This is a genomic window from Weissella kandleri, assembly GCF_001438705.1.
Lineage (GTDB): Bacteria > Bacillota > Bacilli > Lactobacillales > Lactobacillaceae > Weissella > Weissella kandleri.
On record NZ_JQBP01000001.1, the window covers coordinates 306946 to 327196 of the forward strand.

A 20251-nucleotide genomic window follows, 5' to 3' on the forward strand; every position below is an offset into this window, starting at 1 on the left:
GATGCGATTCGTTGACAAAATTGATAAATATTGTGAAAACCCTTTCAAATATATAACAAATCGGTTATTATTAAAATGTTAAAAGATATCATTGTTTTATCATTATTTTATTATTATTGAATAGCGAAAGGAACGAGGTAAAGCTGATGATGAAAAATAAATTAAGTTGGTGGATGATTATATTTATAACAAGTTTATTAGGATTTGTGTTCATTAGCCCTGTCCACGCAGATAATAATGTGCAATTTAGTGTCGTCCCAGAATTGCCGCAGAATCAAAGTCAAAAAGATCAGAGCTATTTTGATTTACGTATGGCACCGGGTCAAAAGCAAACTATTTATTTGGATTTAAAAAATACCGCGCAAGTAGAGAGCCAATTTAAAATCAGAATAAATCAAGCCTATACAAACCATGCTGGTTTTATTGATTATGGGCAGAGTAAGCAAGGCGTTGATGCTAGTTTCCCATATCAATTATCTGAGATAGTGCATGCGCCCAAGACGATTAAAGTAGCCGGTCAAAATAGTGCCCAGATTCCCATCGAAATTAACATGCCTGATAAAGAATATGCTGGTCAAATTTTGGCGGGAATTCAAGTTTTAAAAATGAATGAGAAACAAGAGGGCGGCATTAATAATGAATTTGGATATATCGTTGGTTTGAAGTTGACTGAAAACGATGAACCAGTCACACGCAAACTAGAATTAATTAAGGTTAAGCCGGCTGTGTCGTTTGCGAAAACGAGTGTCGTGGCGCAATTAAGGAATCCGACGATGGATGCGATGGGCCATTTAAAATATCAAGCTAAAGTGATAGACCGTCATTCTGGAAAGACGGTGCGCCAGGTTAAATATGATAAGAATATGCAAATGGCGCCCAATTCTACCTATAATTTTGCTATTGATTGGGAAGGTAAAGATTTGCGTGCTGGAAAATATCTGCTTGATTTAAAAGTGCAGGATGCTAAAGATAATCATTGGCATTTCAAGAAAAATTTTGTGATTACAGCAAAGGATGCGAAAAATGTTAATCGGGCTGTTGTCGGTCAAGCATCAATGCCATTGTGGATTTGGATTGTCGGCGTCCTGGTCTTGTTAGTACTTTTGGGAAGCATCTACTGGTGGGTCAAGAAACGGTAACCTCGTTAAAAATTAATCCTAGTTTAAAAGTAAACGCCCAAGTAGGTGCAAATTGTCGGCGGAACCCTTGAGATGTTACAATGAAATGATAATTGAAAGGATTGAGGTTCAGTGGAAAATGACATGGATTTATTTAATATGTGCTGGTTTATTGGAAGTAGTGTGGGCCACGACAATGAAGCTAAGTCAGGGTTTTACAGATTTAAAATATACAAGCATCACACTGATTGCAATGTTGGCGAGTGTGGGATTGCTGGCTTTAGCCATTAAAGCATTGCCGTTAGGGATTGCTTATCCAGTCTGGACAGGCATCGGAGCAGTCGGTTCGATTATTGTTGGTGTGACGCTCTTTGGTGATCATTTAAGCCCTTTAACTTGGTCTTTTGTCGCTTTATTGTTAATTGGCTTGATTGGGATTAAGGTGACAAGTAGTCATTAAACTTATTTTAATTCAGTAAATGCGATAATTAAGCTTTTTAAATGTGCTATAATTGATAGCGCAGAAAATGGATGATAGCTTAAAAACGGAGGCAGATTTCAGATGAAAATGCACGATTTTACGATTTTTAATGATACTAAATTAAAATTTGGTACTGATTATATTGATGCAGAATTATCAGAAGACTTAGCACAATATGGACATAAGGTACTGTTAACTTATGGTAGCGGTTCAATTAAGGCGTCTGGACTATATGCCCGTGTAATGGATTTGTTGAAGAATTTTGAAGTTTACGAATTGAATGGTATTGCACCTAATCCTAAGATTGATTCTGTGCGAGCAGGGCAAAAGCTGGTGCAAGAGCATGATATTGATGTTATCTTAGCCGTTGGTGGTGGGTCAGTCATTGATGCTTCTAAGGTAATTGCTTCAGCGAAGTTTTATCAAGGTGATCCATGGGACTTGGTCTTAAATCCAAGTCTTCGTCAAGATATTAAACAAATGCCTTATCTTGATATTCTAACTTTGTCAGCCACTGGAACAGAAATGAATAAGGGTTCAGTGATTTCAAATCCAGAAACGCATCAAAAGTTAGGTACTTTTGGTCCGCAAACACCACGGGTTTCATATTTGGATCCAACATTAACTTATTCAGTTTCAAAGTGGCAAACAGCCGCTGGATCAATTGATATTTTCTCACATTTGACTGAACAATATTTTGATCGTGCATCAACGGATGTGTTTGACGGGATGATTGAAGGAGTGATGCGGACGGTTATTGCCAATGCGCCACTTGCCTTGGCTAATCCTGATAATTATATTGCTCGGGGAAACCTCATGATTTCAGCTACTATGGCATTAAATAGCCTAGTTGGTTCTGGTAATGAGAATGGCTGGACAGTTCATCCCGTAGAACATGAATTGTCAGCTTATTATGATATTACTCATGGAGTTGGTTTGGGAATCTTGACGCCACGTTGGATGGAATATATTTTGGATGATAGTTCATTATCAAAGTTTGTTCAGTTCGCGAAGAATGTTTGGCATTTAAACGGCGATGATGATTGGAAGTTAGCACATGCGGCCATTCAAGCAACCTATGATTGGGTTAAGTCACTTGAAGTGCCAACAACTTTGCCAGGAGTGGGAATTGAAGATGAAATTAATTTCCAAGCGATGGCTAAGTCAGCGGTGGAAGTTGGTCGATTAGCAAATGGTTATAAGCCAATGCAAGCGCAAGATGTGGTGGCTTTGTATCAAGCATCCATGACAAACGACCATTTTGAAGATTAATTGATTGGTGAGTTTTAATAGTTTAAAAATATAAAAGTTGGTGTTTTTCAATACCAGCTTTTTTTACGCCCATGAGCGCAAGCAATATGATTACGGACATTGATGCATTCAAAAAAGCTAACCAAGCTTCAGAGTGCTTAGTTAGCTGTGTTGTTGAAAAAAATGGCTTAAATTTTAGCAAGCCTGACTGCGGTCCCATAAGCGGTGACGGAATCACCGATATTGGAAGAAGATGAATCAAAGCGAAACATAATCACGGCATCAGCACCTAGCATAGCAGCTTGTTGGCGTAAGCGCGTGATGGCCTCTTGTCGTGCTAGTTCTTGTAAAGTTGAATAACCCTTTATCTCACCCCCGACGATAGTTTTCAAGCCTTGCCCAATACTTGAAAAAATATTGCGAGAACGGGTTGTGAGCCCAAAAACTTCGCCTAAGGTTTCGGTGACGGAATAGCCGGCGACGTTTTCAGTCGTGACAATTTTGATTTCGTTCATTTTATAGCTCCTTAATGATGTGTGTTAGGTGAACCTGTTACCTATAACTATAGCATATAATTTGGGTTGATGAATTGATGATGAGGCTTTGATGCAGCAGGCTTGACAAGGGGTTGACAAAATGTGATACTTAAAGTTGCTTATTTAGTGTTTAAATCATGAGGAGGGGATTATCATCGCTGTTTCAATTCCAGATGAAGTCGTTGAAAATATCCGCCAAAATGTGAATATTGTTGACGTAATCAGTCCATATGTCACTTTAAAAAAACAAGGACGTAATTTTTTTGGCAAATGTCCTTGGCATGAAGAAAGAACTCCATCATTTTCGGTTAATGAAGAAAAGCAGATTTTTCATTGTTTTTCGTGTGGACGTGGGGGAAACGTCTATACCTTTTTAATGGAAAAAGAAGATTTAACATTTGTGCAGGCGGTGGCCCAGGTAGCCGAGCAATCAGGGATTGAATTGGATGCTAGCTATACTGCTGACAACCAGGCAAAGCAGTCACAAATTTCAGCTCAGGACCGCGCGATTTTAACCTTGTATGATGACGCGATGCATTTCTATCATTATTTATTACTTAATACTGCGGTTGGAGATGCAGCCTTGGCCTATCTTCATCGGCGTGGTCTAGATGATAGTACAATTGATACGTATATGCTTGGTTATGCGCCAGCGGGGGATGCTTTATTCCAGTACTTTAAGGAAAAAAATATTGATTATCAGCTCCTGCGTGACTCGGAATTGTTCATTGAATGGGATGATGGAAGTTTACATGATCGGTTTGTTGATCGGGTGCTCTTTACGATTCGAAATCAAAGTGGCGCACCAATTGCTTTTTCGGGACGACGGATGTCCCAAGATGACAGTGTCGCCAAGTACATGAATAGTCCTGAAAGCTCGATTTTTGACAAATCAAACGAATTATTTAATTTAGATTTGGCGAAGGGCAGTATTCGTAAAACTAAGTCTGTGATTTTGTTTGAAGGATTTATGGATGTTATTGCCGCTTTCCAAACCGGGGTAACCAATGGAGTGGCCTCAATGGGGACTAGCTTAACGCAAAAACAAGTGCAACGTTTAGGTCGAATGGCACAAGGCATCACGATTGCATATGATGCCGATACAGCGGGACAAGCGGCGAGTTTACGCGCACTAAATTTGATTGAACAAAATAGTGCTGCTAAACCACAAATTTTACATATTCCGGATGGATTAGATCCAGATGAATATGTGCGACAAAAGGGTGTTGAAGCCTTTCAGCAGGTTTTAAAGCATAATTTGGAAGATCCGGTAGCATTTAGTTTACGTTACTTCAGGCAAGATTATAATTTGCAGAATCAAAATGATATTTTTAATTATCTTGAGCAAGTTTTGCCAGTTGTGGCCGGCGTCAAAGAACCTTTAGTTCGCCAAACTTATTTAAAACGTTTGGCCGATGAATTTGATGTAAGTTTAGATGGCCTGGAAGAACAATTGCGACATCTTTTGTTGCAAAAGACTGCTCAAGGACGTGCTAATGATAATAAAATGCGGGCCAACCAAGTTAATCTGGCAGAGAGTGGTGCGCAGCGTACACCGCAACTGTCGGGGATTGAGCAAGCTGAGCGAATTTTGTTGGCGTGGATGCTAAAGGACCAAGATGTTTGGTTAATGGTTACCCGTGAGCCTGATTTTCAGTTTATTGATGTTATCTATGAGACAATTTTTCTGTTAGCTGAAAATTATAAAGAAACCAATCAACTCACCACGATTGATAACTTGGCTAATTTTATGAATTTTGTCAAAGAACCTGAATTGTCACGGATGGTCGCCGAATTTGATAATGTTAATCCGGCTTTGATGCAGGATAAAAGTCAAGTACCAGAATATATTCAAGTTATTGTTAAAACTGCACCTCTGCAACAACAGATTGCGCAAAAGAAACGGGCATTATCAGAAGCAAAGCAGATGCATAATGATAGCTCAATAAACCAACTTAGTATGGAATTACTAACGTTGCTGCGAAAGCAACAAGCAAAAGATTTAGCAAATCAATGAGACTGTAGTAAAAAAGAGGAGCTTTAAATATGGCAAAAGCAAAAGGGACAACCACAAATGAACCGTTTGATCAAAAAGGTTTTGACAAAGCAATTAAAAATTTAGTAGCTGAATATAAGCAAGCCAAACAAATCAAAGAAGATGAATTACATGAAACTTTGGTGAAGCGTTGGAATTTAAATGCGGATCAAATTGATGAACTTTATGATAAGGTTGAGTCCGCTGGAATTTCAATTGTTGATGAAAAAGGTGAACCAGCTGCGCGAGCTTTAAATAATAATAAAACGAAATTAACTGAGAAGGAACTGCGCGAAGCTGAAGAAGCTCCCAGCGGAATGAAGATTAATGACCCAGTTCGAATGTATTTAAAAGAAATTGGGCGAGTTGATTTGTTGACTGGAGAACAAGAAGTTCAATTGGCCGAACGGATTGAGGCTGGAGATGAATCAGCTAAACAAGAGCTAGCAGAAGCGAATTTACGACTAGTGGTGTCAATTGCTAAGCGTTATGTCGGACGGGGAATGCAATTTTTGGACTTGATTCAAGAAGGAAATATGGGGCTGATGAAGGCTGTTGAGAAGTTCGATTACCGGAAGGGATTTAAGTTCTCAACTTATGCAACTTGGTGGATTCGGCAAGCAATTACGCGTGCCATCGCTGACCAAGCGCGGACGATTCGGATTCCTGTGCATATGGTTGAGACGATTAATAAGTTGATCCGGATTCAGCGAGCTTTGTTGTCTGATTTGGGTCGGGAACCAACACCTGAAGAAATCGGTGCAGAAATGGATATCCCAACGGAAAAAGTGCGGGATATTCTAAAAATTGCGCAAGAACCAGTTTCGTTGGAGACACCAATTGGCGAAGAGGATGACTCGCATCTTGGGGACTTTATTGAAGATAATGAAGCTATTTCTCCCGCGGATTCAGCCGCTTATCAAATGTTGAAGGAACAGTTGGAAACGGTGCTTGATACTTTGACAGAACGGGAAGAAAATGTGTTGCGGTTGCGATTTGGTTTGGAAGACGGTCGGACACGAACCTTGGAAGAAGTTGGAAAAGTATTTGGGGTTACGCGTGAACGGATTCGGCAAATCGAAGCCAAGGCCTTACGGAAGTTGCGGCATCCGTCACGTTCAAAGCAATTGCGTGACTTCTTGGATTAAGATGATTAAAATTTTAAAGTTAAAAACTCGTCGGTAGATGAGTTTTTTTATTTATCTAGGTTAACTAATGTTTTTCATTATTGCATTATAGTGTATTGTAATTTTCAGAATGGGATGACGAAATACTTCAGATTCGGGGGTGGCGTGCAAGACCGTCCATTTTTATTAGATGTGGTTAATGAAAAATGTTTGGCTGGTGGTATGCAAGCTTAATGGAATCTACTTATAATTAAGCGCTAATTAGTAGTTAAGAACCGATTGAAGTTCGCGGTCAGGTCTTGTGATTAGAGAAGTATACATGATTGGAATGTGGGAATTTTTAACTGCTTTATAAATAATCTACTGAAATAATTTATATGATTGGCTTAATAATGTTAAAATTAAACTATTGTTGAAAAAGGATGAGGGATTAAATAATGAAAATGAACCCGGTATTAAAAGAACAATTTTTTGTGGATGATTTGTCAGATGATCAAAAGGCTGTCATTCAAAAAATGAATGCCTATATTGCGCAAAGCTTGCAAGGTAAAGAACATAGTGTAGCGATTATTCAAGGAGCTGCCGGGACAGGTAAATCAGTCGTTTTGATGGAATTAGTCCGGCAATATATGACTGATCAGCGTTATAAGACAGCTTTGGTTGTTAATCATCCTGAATTATATAAGGCGTATCAAGATTTAGGGAGTGCAATCCCGAAGATGGATGTTAAATCAATCCGGCGGCCCACGGCGTTGATTAATGATGCACAGAAAAATCATAAGAAATATGATATTATCTTTGTCGACGAGGCTCATTTATTGTATTCCAAGTCAGAACCATATGCTCATTACCGGGGTGAAAATCAATTGACTGATTTAATGAACTTGGCCAAAGTGGTAGTGGTTGTTTATGATTTTGAACAAGTCTTCCAGTCGAAGATGTATTGGGACGAGGATTTGTTATTTAAAACCATTGGAAAGCACCCATACCAGATTTTTGAGATGGATTTTCAATATCGAATGGTGGCTAGTGATGAACAAGTGGCCTGGATGGATAATTTAACGGCGCAACAGCCATTGACGACCTTTCCAGATAATAGCTCATTTGAATTCAAGATGTTTGACACAGCTGGAGCTTTATATGAACAAATTAAGGTAAAGAACCGTGAAGCAGGGATGAGCCGCGTTGTTGCGACTTCAGGCTTCCCGCGCATTGATGGGCGCCACAATGTTGAAATGGACACATTTAGTTTGCCTTGGGATGAGTGGGATCCGCAACGGACGCACTGGGCCAAGCGAGAAGGTTCAATTACCCAAGTCGGAACGATTTACACCTTGCAAGGGTTTGATTTAAATTATGTGGGAATGATTATTGGGCCTTCATTTGGTTATGATGCCAAAAAAGATGTGATGACGATTATCCCTGAGAAGTATTCACATAAAGAGATTTTCAAAAAACGGAAAGACCGACAGTTTACACAAGCAGAGTACAAAGCATTTATTGCGAATGTACTGAATGTCTTAATTAAACGTGGTAAATATGGTTTGTATTTAACAGCGTATGATGATGCCTTGCGGGCTCGGTTATTGGAGTTAAATCTAGGTGCAGATCAAGAGAACTAATGATTCAATGAAAGACAGTTTAGGACTTAAAATTCTAAGCTGTTTTATTTTTATGAAGCTAAAAAATATCATAAAATCAGTTTTTTTTGAAAAATGAAACGGTTCAACAAGAATGAAGCGTTGGTATACAATGTTTAATTAGATTTTTAGCACTCGTAAAATATAAGTGCTAAAAAGGTTGACATCTTTTCGAAAGGGTGTAATATTATAGGTGTTAGCAAGAACAAGATATGAGTGCTAAGCTAAACGGAAAGTTGGTTTGAAATGTTAACTGAGCGACAACGGATTATTTTAAATGCGATTATTGCTGATTACATTCATTCAGGAAAAGCCGTGGGTTCTAAAGCATTACTTGTGGATATTAAATTACCAGTAAGTTCGGCGACGATTCGCAACGAAATGGCACACTTGGAGATGCAAGGGTTGATTCAAAAGGAACACACTTCTTCTGGACGCGTGCCATCTCAACAGGGTTATCGCTATTATGTGGATTATTTGATGTCATTGGATCGAAGTACTAATAGGGTTCAAGCGGAATTAAAGCATATGTTTAGTCGTCGGTTCCAAGAGGTTGATGATCTCTTGCAACAAGTTACTAAATATTTAGCTGATAAAACAAGATTAACGGTCTTGGCATTGAAACCAGAAGCACGCGACGTGCGTTTATCGGGATTACAATTAATCCCAATTGATGGACAGCAGGTCATGGCGATCTTGGTAACAAATGATGGTCAGACGGTTAGTCAAAGTTTCCGATTGCCTAAAGGTGCAACGGTCCAAGAGCTACAAACAATTATTTCTTATATTAATGGAAAGTTAGTAGGACAGTCGATTCATGAAGCACTGGATAGTTTGAGTGGAGATTTACCACTAGACTTGGAGCGTACGATTCGATCACCACAAGCATTTCTACAATTGTTCGGAGATATGTTATCCCGTTCAATTCAAGATAAGGTTTTCATGGGCGGACGGTTAAACGTCATGGACTTTGCCGCTGGGGAAAGTCTAAAAGATGTTAAAACGTTGTTTGAGCTTTTGGAAGATCCGATTGAAATGCGGCGCGTGATTGGTTCAGTAAATGATGGAATTGTCATTCAAATTGGGGATGAAAATATTGATCCTCATTTGCGACCATATAGCTTAATGTCTACACGTTATGCTGTTCCACGGCACGGCTTTGGAGAATTAGCTATTTTGGGGCCAACCAGCATGCCATATGCTGAATTGGCCAACCTATTAACTGAGGTTAAGCAAGCAGTTGCTGAAGAATTGGTTGAATATTATTAGAAAAGAGGTGTGTACATGGCGGAAAATCAAGAAGAGCGTGATGAAGTTGTAGAAGAGGTTGAAGTTGAAGAGTTAGAACCGACTGCAAACGAAGCTGAAGCTCAAAATTCAGAATCAGCAGATGATGAAGAAGTTTTGCAAGCACGTTATGACGAATTGGAAGATAAATATCTACGTGTTAACGCAGAAATGCAAAATATGCAAAGCCGATTTGCTAAAGAGCAAGCCACAGCTTTAAAATATGCCACGCAAAAGTTGGCAAAATCAATTTTGCCAGCCTTAGACAATTTAGAACGCGCCGTGCAAGTTGAAACGGATAGCGAGACTTCTCAACAACTTAAGACAGGAGTTGAGATGGTTTCTAAGACGTTGATTAAAGCCTTAGAAGATAACGATATTCATGCTGTTGGAGCAGTTGGGGAGCAATTTGATCCAGAGATTCATCAGTCAGTACAAACGGCACCAGCCGATGAAGATCATCCTGCTGATACGATTGCACAGGTTTTGCAAAAAGGTTATGTCTTGGCCGATCGCGTTGTTCGCCCAGCCATGGTCGTAATTTATAACTAAAATTAAAAGTGAGGTATTAAGTTATGTCAAAGATTATTGGAATTGATTTAGGAACTACAAACTCTGCTGTTGCTGTTATGGAAGGTGGAGAGCCAAAGATTATCACTAATCCTAATGGGGGACGGACAACACCATCTGTTGTTTCATTTAAGAATGGTGAGACACAAGTTGGTGATACAGCTAAACGTCAAGCCATGACGAACCCTGACACTGTGATTTCAATTAAGTCACACATGGGTGAAGAAGGATATAAGGTTAATGCGGGTGGTAAGGATTATACACCTGAAGAAATCTCAGCTATGATTTTGCAATACATCAAGAAGTATGCTGAAGATTACCTAGGTGAGACAGTCGATAAGGCTGTTATTACAGTACCTGCTTACTTTAACGATGCCCAACGTCAAGCTACTAAGAACGCTGGAAAGGTTGCTGGCTTAGAAGTTGAGCGGATTATCAATGAGCCAACAGCTGCAGCTTTGGCTTATGGTCTTGGTGATTTGGATAAGGATGAAAAAATCTTGGTTTATGACCTTGGTGGAGGAACCTTTGACGTTTCAATCCTTGAATTAGGTGATGGAGTGTTTGAAGTTTTGTCAACTTCTGGTGATACACATCTTGGTGGAGATGACTTTGATGCTAAGATTATCGACTGGTTGGCTGACGACTTCAAGACAGAAAACGGCGTAGATTTGAAGCAAGATGCTTTGGCAATGCAACGTTTGAAGGAAGCTGCAGAGACGGCTAAGAAGACATTGTCACAGGCCACTGAAGCACAAATTGATTTGCCATTTATCGCTTCATCAGATAATGGTCCTTTGCACATCCAAACGACATTGACGCGTGCTAAGTTCAACCAATTAACACTTGACTTGGTTGAGCGGACTAAGGCTTCGGTTGAGACTGCTTTGAAGGATGCTGGGTTGAGCAATTCTGATATTGATCAAGTGATCTTAAATGGTGGTTCAACTCGTATCCCTGCCGTTCAAGAATTCGTTAAGGACTTAACTGGAAAGGAACCTAACCACTCAATCAATCCTGACGAAGCGGTTGCTTTGGGAGCTGCTGTTCAAGGTGGTGTGATTACTGGTGATGTTAAGGATGTTGTACTTTTGGACGTTACACCTTTGACACTTGGAATTGAGACAATGGGTGGGGTCTTTACAAAGTTGATTGATCGTAACACGACTATCCCAACTTCTAAGTCACAAGTCTTCTCAACTGCTGCTGATAATCAACCTGCTGTTGATATCCACGTCTTGCAAGGGGAGCGTGCGATGGCTGCTGACAACAAGACTTTGGGACGTTTCCAATTAGCAGATATTCCTGCTGCTCCTCGTGGTGTTCCACAAATCGAGGTTAAGTTTGACATTGACCGTAACGGAATCGTAACGGTTTCTGCCAAGGACTTAGGAACGCAAAAGGAACAAAAGATCACCATCCAAAATTCAGGTACATTGTCAGATGAAGAGATTGAGAAGATGATGAATGATGCCAAGGCCAATGAAGAAGCCGATAAGAAGCGTAAGGAAGAAGTTGATTTGCGTAATGACGTTGATCAAATGATCTTTACTGCTGAGAAGACTTTGGATGATACTGGTGATAAGTTGAGCGATGATGATAAGAAGCCAGTTCAAGATGCTTTAAATGATTTGAAGTCAGCCAAAGAAGCGGATGATTTGGATCAGATGAAGGAAAAGAAGGAAGCTTTGGAAAAGGTTTCACAAGAATTAGCAGTTAAGTTGTATCAACAAGCTGCTCCAGAACAAGGAGCTGACGGTGCTGACGGTGCCAAGGATGACGACAATACTGTTGATGGTGACTTCGAGGACGTATCAGATAAGAAGTAATTTGGTAGGGGAAATCGAATAACCATTGGATTGAACAAAGATGGGCTGTAAGGCTCATTTTTATACATATAAAAGAAAGTAGAGGCAGGTTTCCCATGAATAATACTAAATTATATGAAACCTTGGGAGTTGATCAGAACGCATCCCAAGATGAAATTAAAAAAGCATACCGTAAGTTATCCAAAAAATACCATCCTGATTTGAACAAAGAGCCAGGAGCTGAAGAGAAGTATAAAGAGGTGCAAGAAGCTTTTGAGACCTTAGGGGATGATCAAAAGCGGTCCGCTTATGACCAATTTGGTACAACTGGTGACCAACAAGGCTTTGGTGGTCAAGGTGGTTTTGGAGGCCAGGGTGGCTTTGGGGGTTATTCAGACTTTGGTGATATCTTTAGCCAAATGTTTGGGGGAGCTTTTGATCCTAATCGGCCACGACAAGGTTCAGACTTACAATATCGGTTACATTTGAGCTTTGATGAAGCCATTGCTGGTAAGGAAGTTGATATTGAGTACAGTCGATTAGGGGCTAATGGCCAAAATGAGCAAAAGAAGGTTAAGATAACGGTACCTGCAGGAGTTGAAGACGGTCAACAAATGCGCATGGCTGGGTATGGTGAAGCCGGAACTAATGGTGGACCATTTGGTGATTTGTTTGTGGTATTCAATGTTGCACCTTCTAAGGACGGCTTTGAACGTGATGGCGCAGATGTTTATTTGCAACAACCTTTGGACTTTGCAACGGCTACTTTAGGTGGCGAAATCGTTGTTAAGACGGTGCAAGGTGAAGCAAAATTGAAGATTCCAGCCGGAACGTCTAACGGTAAGCGATTCCGTCTTCGTGGTAAAGGTGCTCCACGTTTGCGTGGCACGGGAACCGGTGATCAATATGTAATTGTTTACATTGATGTGCCAACGAAGTTATCAAGGGATCAACAAGATGCTTTGAAGCAATACCAAGCAGCTATGAATGGTCAACATAAGAAGGGTTTCTTCGGATAGTGACTAAAATAAAAGATACTTTATCTGTAAATGATTAAATTTTTAAAAGTTTAATGAAGTCTTCATGATAGTGATACTGTTGTGAAGATTTTTTTGTTATGATAAACTTACTGGCACTTAAGAAAAATGAAATGCGTAATTATATTTGAAATGGGGACTGAATCAAATGAACTTAGGACAGTTCAAGCAAGCCACGCAAGACATGGCGGCGACTTATCAACTTTGGAGTCGATTTAATCAACAAGCGTTGCCTTTATTGATGATGAGTGGCTATACTGATCAAATTATCTTGACGCCCCATATCAATGGACGCTTGACTTTGGCTGATTTACGCAACATACCAGATAATAATGAACGAAATCTATTAATTAAATGGGAAAATCAACAACAGTTAGTCTTTGGCTATCATATTCAAGGGTGCCAATTGTACCTGGGTTAGGAGAAGATATGCAAAAAAATAAAAAATATTGGTGGATTGGCGGAACGGTAGTAGTACTCGGTGCGATCCTGATGGGTGGCTGGTTATTGTTGGATCGGCAACAACAAATTAAAAAAACAGCGCAAGAACCATCGATTAAGAATCAAGATAAACCGCTCCAGGATGGGGCGGTTGGAAAAAATAATCAACGGCGCTATAAAATTAGTAAGCAAGAGCAGCAATCAAAGCAATACGTTAGCTCAGGTAACTTAACGCAACCAGGACAATTTAGTATTAGTCCAGCAGGTAATCGTACTGAATTAAAGTTGTTACAGGATCTAAATGGGAAAATGGTGGTCGATCAGCAGGCACAGTATAATTTACAACAAGTGAAGTGGCAACTTAATACTCCGAAAACGGATGAGGCTTTGAGAATGGCCCAAATGGCTTTTAATTCACGTGACGTGCAAGGCGATTATCAAAACTTAATTATTAAATATCAAATTAAAAATCTTAGTAATCATCCTTTACAGATGGACGGGGTTAAAGCGGTGGTACTAAACCAAGATTATGAAGCCAATACTTTGAGTGGGTTGGATAATGATGCGCGGCTAGCTAATCAAGAGATTCAACCGGGGGCTATACAAGACAGCTTTGTAACGGTTTTGATTCCGCATCGTCTAGCTAATCAAGTTCAAAAAGTGCAAGTGCACTTTTCGCAAGAAGCGGTCGTGGATTTTGCTATAATCCCAGAGGAAGGATAACAGTGATGCAAAGAAATAAAATGTATATTTTTGCGAAGCGTTTTGTTGATATTTCAGTATCGATGTTTGCTTTAATCATTTTAGCGCCATTCTTTTTGATTATGATGCTTTTTTATACCTTTGGTGAAAATAAAGGGCCCATTTTTTATCGACAGAGACGGATTGGCGAACAAGGGAAACCCTTTTATATTTTTAAATTTCGGTCAATGGTGGTCGGCGCTGAACAAAAATTATATGATAATCCGGCATTATATGCTAAGTTCGTCGCTAATGGGTATAAATTGCCCACAGCTGAAGATCCGCGGATAACTAAATTTGGAGCTTTCATACGTAGAACAAGCATTGACGAATTACCTCAATTTTTGAATATACTAATTGGAGATATGACCGTTATCGGTCCGCGTCCAGTGGTGGAGAAAGAATTGAAAGAATATGAGACGCCAGAACGAGTGGCCAAATTATTATCTGTTCGGCCGGGAGCGATGGGCCTATGGCAAGGTAGTGGACGTAGTGAGATTCAATACCCGGAACGTGCTGATATTGAATTAGAATATGTCGACCATCCTAATTTGTGGTTTGATTTTGTAGTTTTGTTTAAAAATTTTGGAGCTGTATTTACGGCGCGTGGTGCCGAATAGTAAGTGATATTGAAATAATATAGATAAATAGCGGTCAATGTATCCTGATTGAATAAAACGGGTGCGTTGACCGTCGTTTTATACGAGGAATTGTGTAATGGTTGAAGTAAAAAAAGTGGAGAAGCAAAATTTTAGTGCCCCGTTGTTAGGTTCTAATTTTGCGTCGGTGTTTGGAGAAGGAATTTATCATTTTGCGTTAAATTGGTTTTTAGTGGCAAGTTTTGGTAATGCTAAAATTTTAGGTTGGCTAACTGGCTTTGGCTTTTTGGTTTTTATGGCGTGTGATTTGGTCGTGGGGATTTTGTTGGATCGTTACAATCGTAAGTATCTCTTAGCTGGGGCGGACCTGATAGGCGGTATATTTATTATGGGATTGGCCTTTGTGCTAAATCCGAACCAACCGCAAATTTGGGTTCTGTTTTTAGTTACTTTAGTATTGAATGTTGATATTTCATTTGCATATCCGGCGGGGAGAACCTTGTTGCCAGATGTTATTAAGCCAGAACGGGTCCCAGTAGTAAACGCGATGATTAGTATGGCATTTACTACTGGGCAAGCGTTAGGACCGTTAGCGGGTGGTTTCTTGATGGCGTTTAAATGGATGAACTTGCGGGACTTTTTGTTGATTTATAGTGGGTTGTTGATTTTGACCGCGGGGATTAATGCGTTGATAAAGTATCGTCCTGATTCGGGACAGAGTGTTAAAGAACCTATGTGGCGCGGAATTGTGGCTGGTGGTAAGTATGTTTTGAATACACCACAACTATTAGAATCGATGTTAATTGCGATGTGGTCCAATTTCTTTTTTGAAGGTTTCTTAGTCATTACGCCTTATTTAATTCAAAAGGTTTATGGTGGGACAGCCGGATCATATTCAAAAATGTTGTCCTTTGCAGCTATTGCCGGTTTATTAATGGGACTTCTCTTGTCGCGGATTCCTAAATTGAATCAGATTAAAACCTTGTATGTTGATTTAAGTTTATTGGGGGTAGCTTATTTGTGTGCGGCGATTTTCCCATCCTTGCCAGTGTTGGCGGGAGTCGTTGTACTTTCAGGAGCCGTTCGAGCGGCTACGACGGTTAAGGTGAATACAACTAACCAACAGACGAGTAGCCGCGAGTTCTTGGGTCGTGTGATGAGCATTACTTTCTTTTCGATCGATTTGTGGGTGCCTTTAATTGTGATTTTGGTGGGCTATCTGGTCGAACCATTAGGCAGTTCGATTCTTTATGGTTTTGGTGGTCTATTGTTGATTGGGATTTGGAGCATTTTTGCTTTTACCTGGCGTCAAAAGCGACATGCAATTTAATTGAAACAAAATTAGCTTGTGCCATGGGCATAAGCTTTTTATTTTGGGCAAATTTAGGCGGTTAGATCGAGTTTTGACTGGTAAAATGCCGCTGTCTATACATAGAAATAAGTGTTTAGATCACCTTCTTACTAAAAGTCAGAAATGTGCCAGTGAAAGGGTAAAAAAAGCAACATTTGATACTATATGTGATGGTATAGTAAATAAAGATTGTTAATCCTAAAATTTGGAGTATAAAATATTTGGTTGCTTCTTAATTATGGAAAAAGATATAAAATTTAGTGATTACAGGTGGTAAATATGAATTTTTTTGTAAATAAGGCGATGGGCCATGGAAATAGTGGCGTTGAACATGCACAGTTTTATCGCGCAGATCTTTTTAAGAGTAAAAATATTTCGTTTAAGTATATTTTTACGGAACTTTTACCCGATTTACATCAACATATGCATGAATGGAAAATTCAAGAAGATGAAGTCATTAATATTTTCGATTTTTTCATGAGTAGCAATCCGGATCAGTACTTGGAAAAAGGCTTAACCACACCTTATGAAGCCCCGGAAAAATATAAAACCACAAAAGATTTTACGGATACACATCGGTTGGCAACGAGGCGCTCCACGGCGGGCTATACGATTGAAATTTTGAAAAACAAACGTTATTCTGACGAGCGTAAATTATATCTGGTTGGGGATGACCGTTATTTCTTAAAAAATGGACCGATTGAGATGATGTGGCATGTGCATGAAGGCCCTGGTGACTGGCGTCAAATGCGTTCTATTACAATTAATAATTTTAAAGGTGAATTCTTACGATTTGAAGCGTTTGATGATTTAATAATGTATTTTTATCAATATTTAAATAAATTCTTTCAAAAGAATGTTTATATTATCGATCGAGGGGTTGAAAACGAAGAGGCTTTAGTCAAGCTCAAGCAACAAGGTGGTAATTTCAAATTAGTTGACATTGTACATGCTGCGCATCTTTCTAGATTCCAGGCAGGACATCCACTATGGAATAACTATTATCAATTTATGTTTGATCATATCGAGATGATGGATAGGGTCGTAGTCGCGACGGAATTACAGCAAAAAGAAATCGTGAGTGATTTGGCACGAGTTGGGATTGATGCTCAATCCACCGTGAAAATGATTCCAGTGGGGGGCGTAGAAAAAGTGATGCCACCACATCGTTTAAACGGAAAACAGGTTAAATTTGTAACGGCTTCGCGTTTACATCCGGAAAAACATATTAGTCAAATTGTACAAGCCCTTAAAATTTTGATTGATGCAGGGTATGATGCAACCTTAGATATTTATGGGGCAGGGTCAGATGAATTACCATTAAAAAATTTGATTAAAGAGCTCAAATTGGAGGGGTTTGCACATGTTCTCGGTTTGAGCCAACATGTTCCCCGTGATATTCAGGATGATGACGTTTTTATTTCTGCCTCATATTCGGAAGGCTTTGGCTTGACGAATTTAGAAGCTTTAGGGGCAGGATTACCATTAATTTCATATGCGAATAAATATGGGGCCCAAGAATTAGTGGCGGATAAAAAGAATGGTTATTTGGTTGATTTTGAGAATTCAATGAATGACCAGGCTGTTGCACAGAATATTGTTAACTTAGCTGAAGCGATGAAAAAGGTTTATGTCAATTATGACCGATTAGCACGTGGAGCACATAAGACAGCAAAAAATTATCAAAATGCGGTGATTGCAAACCTTTGGTCTGAGTTTATGGAGGAGTTGGGATGAAAATTGAATTAATTAATTCATTAAGTTATACCGATTTTCCGGGAATTCAAAAGCAGATTGCCCGGGTTAAAAACGGAGTGAGTGATGAGTTGTGGATTGCAAGTCAGCATGAAGATGCCGCGTATTTACTGAAAAATAAGTTGGGGATTGATTTAAACCAGATTAAAGTCTTTGACATGATTAATCAAGAATATTTAGCCCCTATTGATGAACAAAAAGGACTATGGTGGGCTGATTTGCCACTACCAAATCAAGCTCAATTAAATATTACCAAGCAATGGGATAAGCTAATTATTAGTCAAGGGAAAGTCATCGGTCAGATGGAATGGTTCCCGAATTCACAACGTTTTGTTCGGTCAGTAACTTGGTATGATTTTGATGGTCAAATAGATTATCGAGATATTTATCGACGGGATGGTACACTATTTGCCACTCAATATTTTAGTTCCGGTGAAGTACTAGAGATGAATTTATTTAATTCAAAACATGTACTAAGTAATCGATTTTTTTACTTTAATCAAAATCTAAACTTTGTTATCTCAGATAAATTGGAAACTTTTGATGGAAATGATGCATATGTAAAAGCGTTTGCTGAAAAATATAATCAGTATGAATTTATTGTTGCTCAATTAGGACGCGAATTATCTTTTGCCCCACAAAACAGTGTTCTTGATATGACAGCAGGAATAAAAGATTCTGATGGTCATATTTTCGGTAATCTATTACATGTTATGAAAGAGACACAACCTAAATTCAAACGAATATTAGTTGATTCAGAATTAGATCGACGGTTACTGCAGTCTGAGGCCGAAAACGATATTAACATTCAAGTTGTTAGGCGTGAAAAGTGATTATATGAGAAGGCTTGAAATATGGTTAAAAATAAATTTAAAATTATCTCAGAAGAAAAAAATTCACAGTATCATTTGTTTAAGAACGGTAAGTACTTAGTTAATGGAAAAGATACATTGACTACAATGACTACAATAGACACTACACAAACAAAGGTGGTTAAATTTACATTAGGAGCACTTTCTGCTTTAATGACAGGTGGGGTAGGGTCCTTGGTGGCGTCAGCAGATACGTCAGTTGATAATATAACTACTAATCCAACGAAAACTACCAAAATAAACGATAGTAGATCTACTACGTTAGCTAATAAATCAACTGTTAGTGTGCCTTTATCTAATCAAAATGCACAACAAGATCATAAAATAAGCCCTTTTGCTTATCCATACACAGGAAAGGAAACTTATGTAACAGAGGATGGTACTCCGCTTAGTGATCCTTACACTTTTAAAATTAATAGTGGAAATGAAACTTGGAAGTTTACGGCTCCAAAAATGTTTGATGGATATTACCCTTCCTTAGAAAAATCTACGATCTTTTTACCTAGTCTTGGCGTGCCATATCCCATTGGTGATCTTATAGAAACAAATTCTAAAACATGGGATGATGTAATGCCAGTAATTAACAGTCGGACAGATTATGGACCCGAGGAAGATATAGGTGGAGATGTCACATTTGAGATCGTTTACAAAAAGTCTCAATTTGAGATGACTCTTAAACCATTAAGTATTATGAAAGGTGATGTGGCTCCACAAGCGAGAGATTATATCGAAAAATTAATTGAGCCTGATGGTGCGGATGCTAATTATGATAACTTAATATTAGACGATTCATCAGTTGACTATAATACAGCTGGAAAATATAAAGTAAAAATTGAATTTGACGATGATAAATTACAAAAGCATGTTAAGGAAACGACTCTGACAATAGTTGACGAACAAATCAGTATATCAGAATCAGAATCAACAAGTGTAAGCGAATCAAAGTCAATCAGCGATTCAGAATCAGATTCATTGAGTGGGTCAAAATCAATCAGCAATTCAGAATCTGATTCTATGAGTGATGAAAGTAAGAGTAGGTCAGAATCAATCAGTGATTCAGAATCAGACTCATTGAGTGGGTCAAAGTCAATCAGCAATTCAGAATCAGACTCATTGAGTGGATCAAAATCAATCAGCGATTCAGAATCTGATTCTATGAGTGATGAAAGTAAGAGTAGGTCAGAATCATTAAGTGAAAGTAAATCTGAATCAATTAGTGAGTCGATTAGTGAGTCGGAATCAGTTTGGGAGTCATTCAGTAAGTCAAGATCAATCAGCGGTTCTGCATCAGATTCATTGAGCGATTCAACGTCAATTAGTGATTCAGTATCACTTAGTACATCTGATTCTATGAGTGATGAAAGTAAGAGTGAGTCAGAATCATTAAGTGAAAGCAGGTCCGCATCAATTAGTGAGTCGGAATCAGTTTGGGAGTCATTCAGTAAGTCAAGGTCAATCAGCGATTCAGAATCAGATTCATTGAGCAATTCAACGTCCATCAGTGATTCAGAGAGTGATTCAAAGTTAATTAGTGATTCAGAGAGTGACTCAAAGTCAATCAGTGATTCAGAGTCAGACTCAAAGTCAATCAGCGATTCAGAG

At 38.9% G+C, this 20251-nt stretch carries 17 protein-coding genes and 1 pseudogene; 17 read left to right on the plus strand and 1 reads right to left on the minus strand.

The annotated features are described in order from the left end of the window. Window positions 1-146 precede the first annotated feature (146 nt). From IV73_RS01525 to IV73_RS01535, 3 genes are all read left to right on the plus strand, one after another. Window positions 147-1139 carry a WxLIP family cell surface protein gene (locus tag IV73_RS01525; RefSeq protein WP_057753831.1) on the plus strand — a complete coding sequence of 331 codons (993 nt, stop codon included), beginning with the start codon at window positions 147-149 and terminating at the stop codon, window positions 1137-1139. A 118-nt stretch (window positions 1140-1257) separates the two neighbouring features. Then, complete coding sequence (locus IV73_RS01530) at window positions 1258-1578, plus strand: DMT family transporter (protein ID WP_057753834.1); 321 nt, start codon at window positions 1258-1260, stop codon at window positions 1576-1578. A 108-nt stretch (window positions 1579-1686) separates the two neighbouring features. Continuing rightward, window positions 1687-2871: an iron-containing alcohol dehydrogenase gene (locus tag IV73_RS01535; RefSeq protein WP_057753924.1), complete on the plus strand. Its 1185-nt coding sequence runs from the start codon at window positions 1687-1689 to the stop codon at window positions 2869-2871. Window positions 2872-3038: 167 nt separating this feature from the next. Here the strand turns inward: IV73_RS01535 and IV73_RS01540 are convergent, their stop codons facing one another. Then, a complete protein-coding gene (locus IV73_RS01540) occupies window positions 3039-3365 on the minus strand; it encodes a heavy metal-binding domain-containing protein (protein WP_057753837.1) in 327 nt (108 codons plus the stop codon). A gap of 187 nt (window positions 3366-3552) precedes the next feature. On the opposite strand from IV73_RS01540, the gene dnaG reads away from it, so the two are divergent. The 14 genes and pseudogenes from dnaG to IV73_RS01610 form a co-directional block, all read left to right on the plus strand. Further along, entirely contained in the window at window positions 3553-5403 is a 1851-nt protein-coding gene (gene dnaG, locus IV73_RS01545; protein ID WP_338063235.1) for a DNA primase, read from the plus strand. A 29-nt stretch (window positions 5404-5432) separates the two neighbouring features. Next, entirely contained in the window at window positions 5433-6569 is a 1137-nt protein-coding gene (rpoD, locus tag IV73_RS01550) for an RNA polymerase sigma factor RpoD (RefSeq protein ID WP_057753843.1), read from the plus strand. Between the two features lie 422 nt (window positions 6570-6991). Next, on the plus strand, window positions 6992-8170 hold the full coding sequence (locus tag IV73_RS01555; RefSeq protein ID WP_057753926.1) for a DUF2075 domain-containing protein: 1179 nt from the start codon (window positions 6992-6994) through the stop codon (window positions 8168-8170). Window positions 8171-8434: 264 nt separating this feature from the next. Continuing rightward, window positions 8435-9457, plus strand: a complete 1023-nt coding sequence (hrcA, locus tag IV73_RS01560) for a heat-inducible transcriptional repressor HrcA (RefSeq protein WP_057753845.1) — start codon at window positions 8435-8437, stop codon at window positions 9455-9457. Window positions 9458-9472: 15 nt separating this feature from the next. After that, window positions 9473-10027 carry a nucleotide exchange factor GrpE gene (gene grpE, locus IV73_RS01565; protein ID WP_057753848.1) on the plus strand — a complete coding sequence of 185 codons (555 nt, stop codon included), beginning with the start codon at window positions 9473-9475 and terminating at the stop codon, window positions 10025-10027. Between the two features lie 23 nt (window positions 10028-10050). Then, the gene (gene dnaK / locus IV73_RS01570; RefSeq protein WP_057753853.1) at window positions 10051-11874 is read left to right on the plus strand and encodes a molecular chaperone DnaK; all 1824 of its coding nucleotides are present in this window, start codon (window positions 10051-10053) and stop codon (window positions 11872-11874) included. A gap of 95 nt (window positions 11875-11969) precedes the next feature. After that, window positions 11970-12872, plus strand: a complete 903-nt coding sequence (locus tag IV73_RS01575) for a DnaJ C-terminal domain-containing protein (protein ID WP_057753869.1) — start codon at window positions 11970-11972, stop codon at window positions 12870-12872. A 166-nt stretch (window positions 12873-13038) separates the two neighbouring features. Beyond that, window positions 13039-13311 (plus strand): hypothetical protein, encoded by a 273-nt coding sequence (locus tag IV73_RS01580; RefSeq protein WP_057753872.1) that lies wholly within the window; start codon window positions 13039-13041, stop codon window positions 13309-13311. An 8-nt stretch (window positions 13312-13319) separates the two neighbouring features. Next, window positions 13320-14054 (plus strand): hypothetical protein, encoded by a 735-nt coding sequence (locus IV73_RS01585; RefSeq protein WP_057753875.1) that lies wholly within the window; start codon window positions 13320-13322, stop codon window positions 14052-14054. 5 nt (window positions 14055-14059) lie between these two features. Beyond that, a complete protein-coding gene (locus IV73_RS01590; protein ID WP_057753878.1) occupies window positions 14060-14692 on the plus strand; it encodes a sugar transferase in 633 nt (210 codons plus the stop codon). Between the two features lie 97 nt (window positions 14693-14789). Beyond that, window positions 14790-16001, plus strand: a complete 1212-nt coding sequence (locus IV73_RS01595; protein ID WP_057753881.1) for an MFS transporter — start codon at window positions 14790-14792, stop codon at window positions 15999-16001. 300 nt (window positions 16002-16301) lie between these two features. Beyond that, complete coding sequence (locus tag IV73_RS01600; RefSeq protein ID WP_057753884.1) at window positions 16302-17759, plus strand: glycosyltransferase; 1458 nt, start codon at window positions 16302-16304, stop codon at window positions 17757-17759. Next, window positions 17756-18610 (plus strand): hypothetical protein, encoded by an 855-nt coding sequence (locus IV73_RS01605; RefSeq protein WP_057753886.1) that lies wholly within the window; start codon window positions 17756-17758, stop codon window positions 18608-18610. The genes IV73_RS01600 and IV73_RS01605 overlap by 4 nt, the downstream gene beginning before the upstream one ends. 21 nt (window positions 18611-18631) lie before the next feature. After that, window positions 18632-20251: pseudogene (locus tag IV73_RS01610) on the plus strand (MSCRAMM family adhesin SdrC); the annotation flags it as partial.

Bases quoted from the DNA above. Each gene is read 5' to 3' on its own strand.
- IV73_RS01525 (WP_057753831.1), top strand. From the start codon at position 147: ATGATGAAAAATAAATTAAGTTGGTGGATGATTATATTTATAACAAGT.
- IV73_RS01530 (WP_057753834.1), top strand. From the start codon at position 1,258: ATGACATGGATTTATTTAATATGTGCTGGTTTATTGGAAGTAGTGTGG.
- IV73_RS01535 (WP_057753924.1), top strand. From the start codon at position 1,687: ATGCACGATTTTACGATTTTTAATGATACTAAATTAAAATTTGGTACT.
- IV73_RS01540 (WP_057753837.1), bottom strand. From the start codon at position 3,365: ATGAACGAAATCAAAATTGTCACGACTGAAAACGTCGCCGGCTATTCC.
- rpoD (WP_057753843.1), top strand. From the start codon at position 5,433: ATGGCAAAAGCAAAAGGGACAACCACAAATGAACCGTTTGATCAAAAA.
- IV73_RS01555 (WP_057753926.1), top strand. From the start codon at position 6,992: ATGAACCCGGTATTAAAAGAACAATTTTTTGTGGATGATTTGTCAGAT.
- hrcA (WP_057753845.1), top strand. From the start codon at position 8,435: ATGTTAACTGAGCGACAACGGATTATTTTAAATGCGATTATTGCTGAT.
- grpE (WP_057753848.1), top strand. From the start codon at position 9,473: ATGGCGGAAAATCAAGAAGAGCGTGATGAAGTTGTAGAAGAGGTTGAA.
- dnaK (WP_057753853.1), top strand. From the start codon at position 10,051: ATGTCAAAGATTATTGGAATTGATTTAGGAACTACAAACTCTGCTGTT.
- IV73_RS01575 (WP_057753869.1), top strand. From the start codon at position 11,970: ATGAATAATACTAAATTATATGAAACCTTGGGAGTTGATCAGAACGCA.
- IV73_RS01580 (WP_057753872.1), top strand. From the start codon at position 13,039: ATGAACTTAGGACAGTTCAAGCAAGCCACGCAAGACATGGCGGCGACT.
- IV73_RS01585 (WP_057753875.1), top strand. From the start codon at position 13,320: ATGCAAAAAAATAAAAAATATTGGTGGATTGGCGGAACGGTAGTAGTA.
- IV73_RS01590 (WP_057753878.1), top strand. From the start codon at position 14,060: ATGCAAAGAAATAAAATGTATATTTTTGCGAAGCGTTTTGTTGATATT.
- IV73_RS01595 (WP_057753881.1), top strand. From the start codon at position 14,790: ATGGTTGAAGTAAAAAAAGTGGAGAAGCAAAATTTTAGTGCCCCGTTG.
- IV73_RS01600 (WP_057753884.1), top strand. From the start codon at position 16,302: ATGAATTTTTTTGTAAATAAGGCGATGGGCCATGGAAATAGTGGCGTT.
- IV73_RS01605 (WP_057753886.1), top strand. From the start codon at position 17,756: ATGAAAATTGAATTAATTAATTCATTAAGTTATACCGATTTTCCGGGA.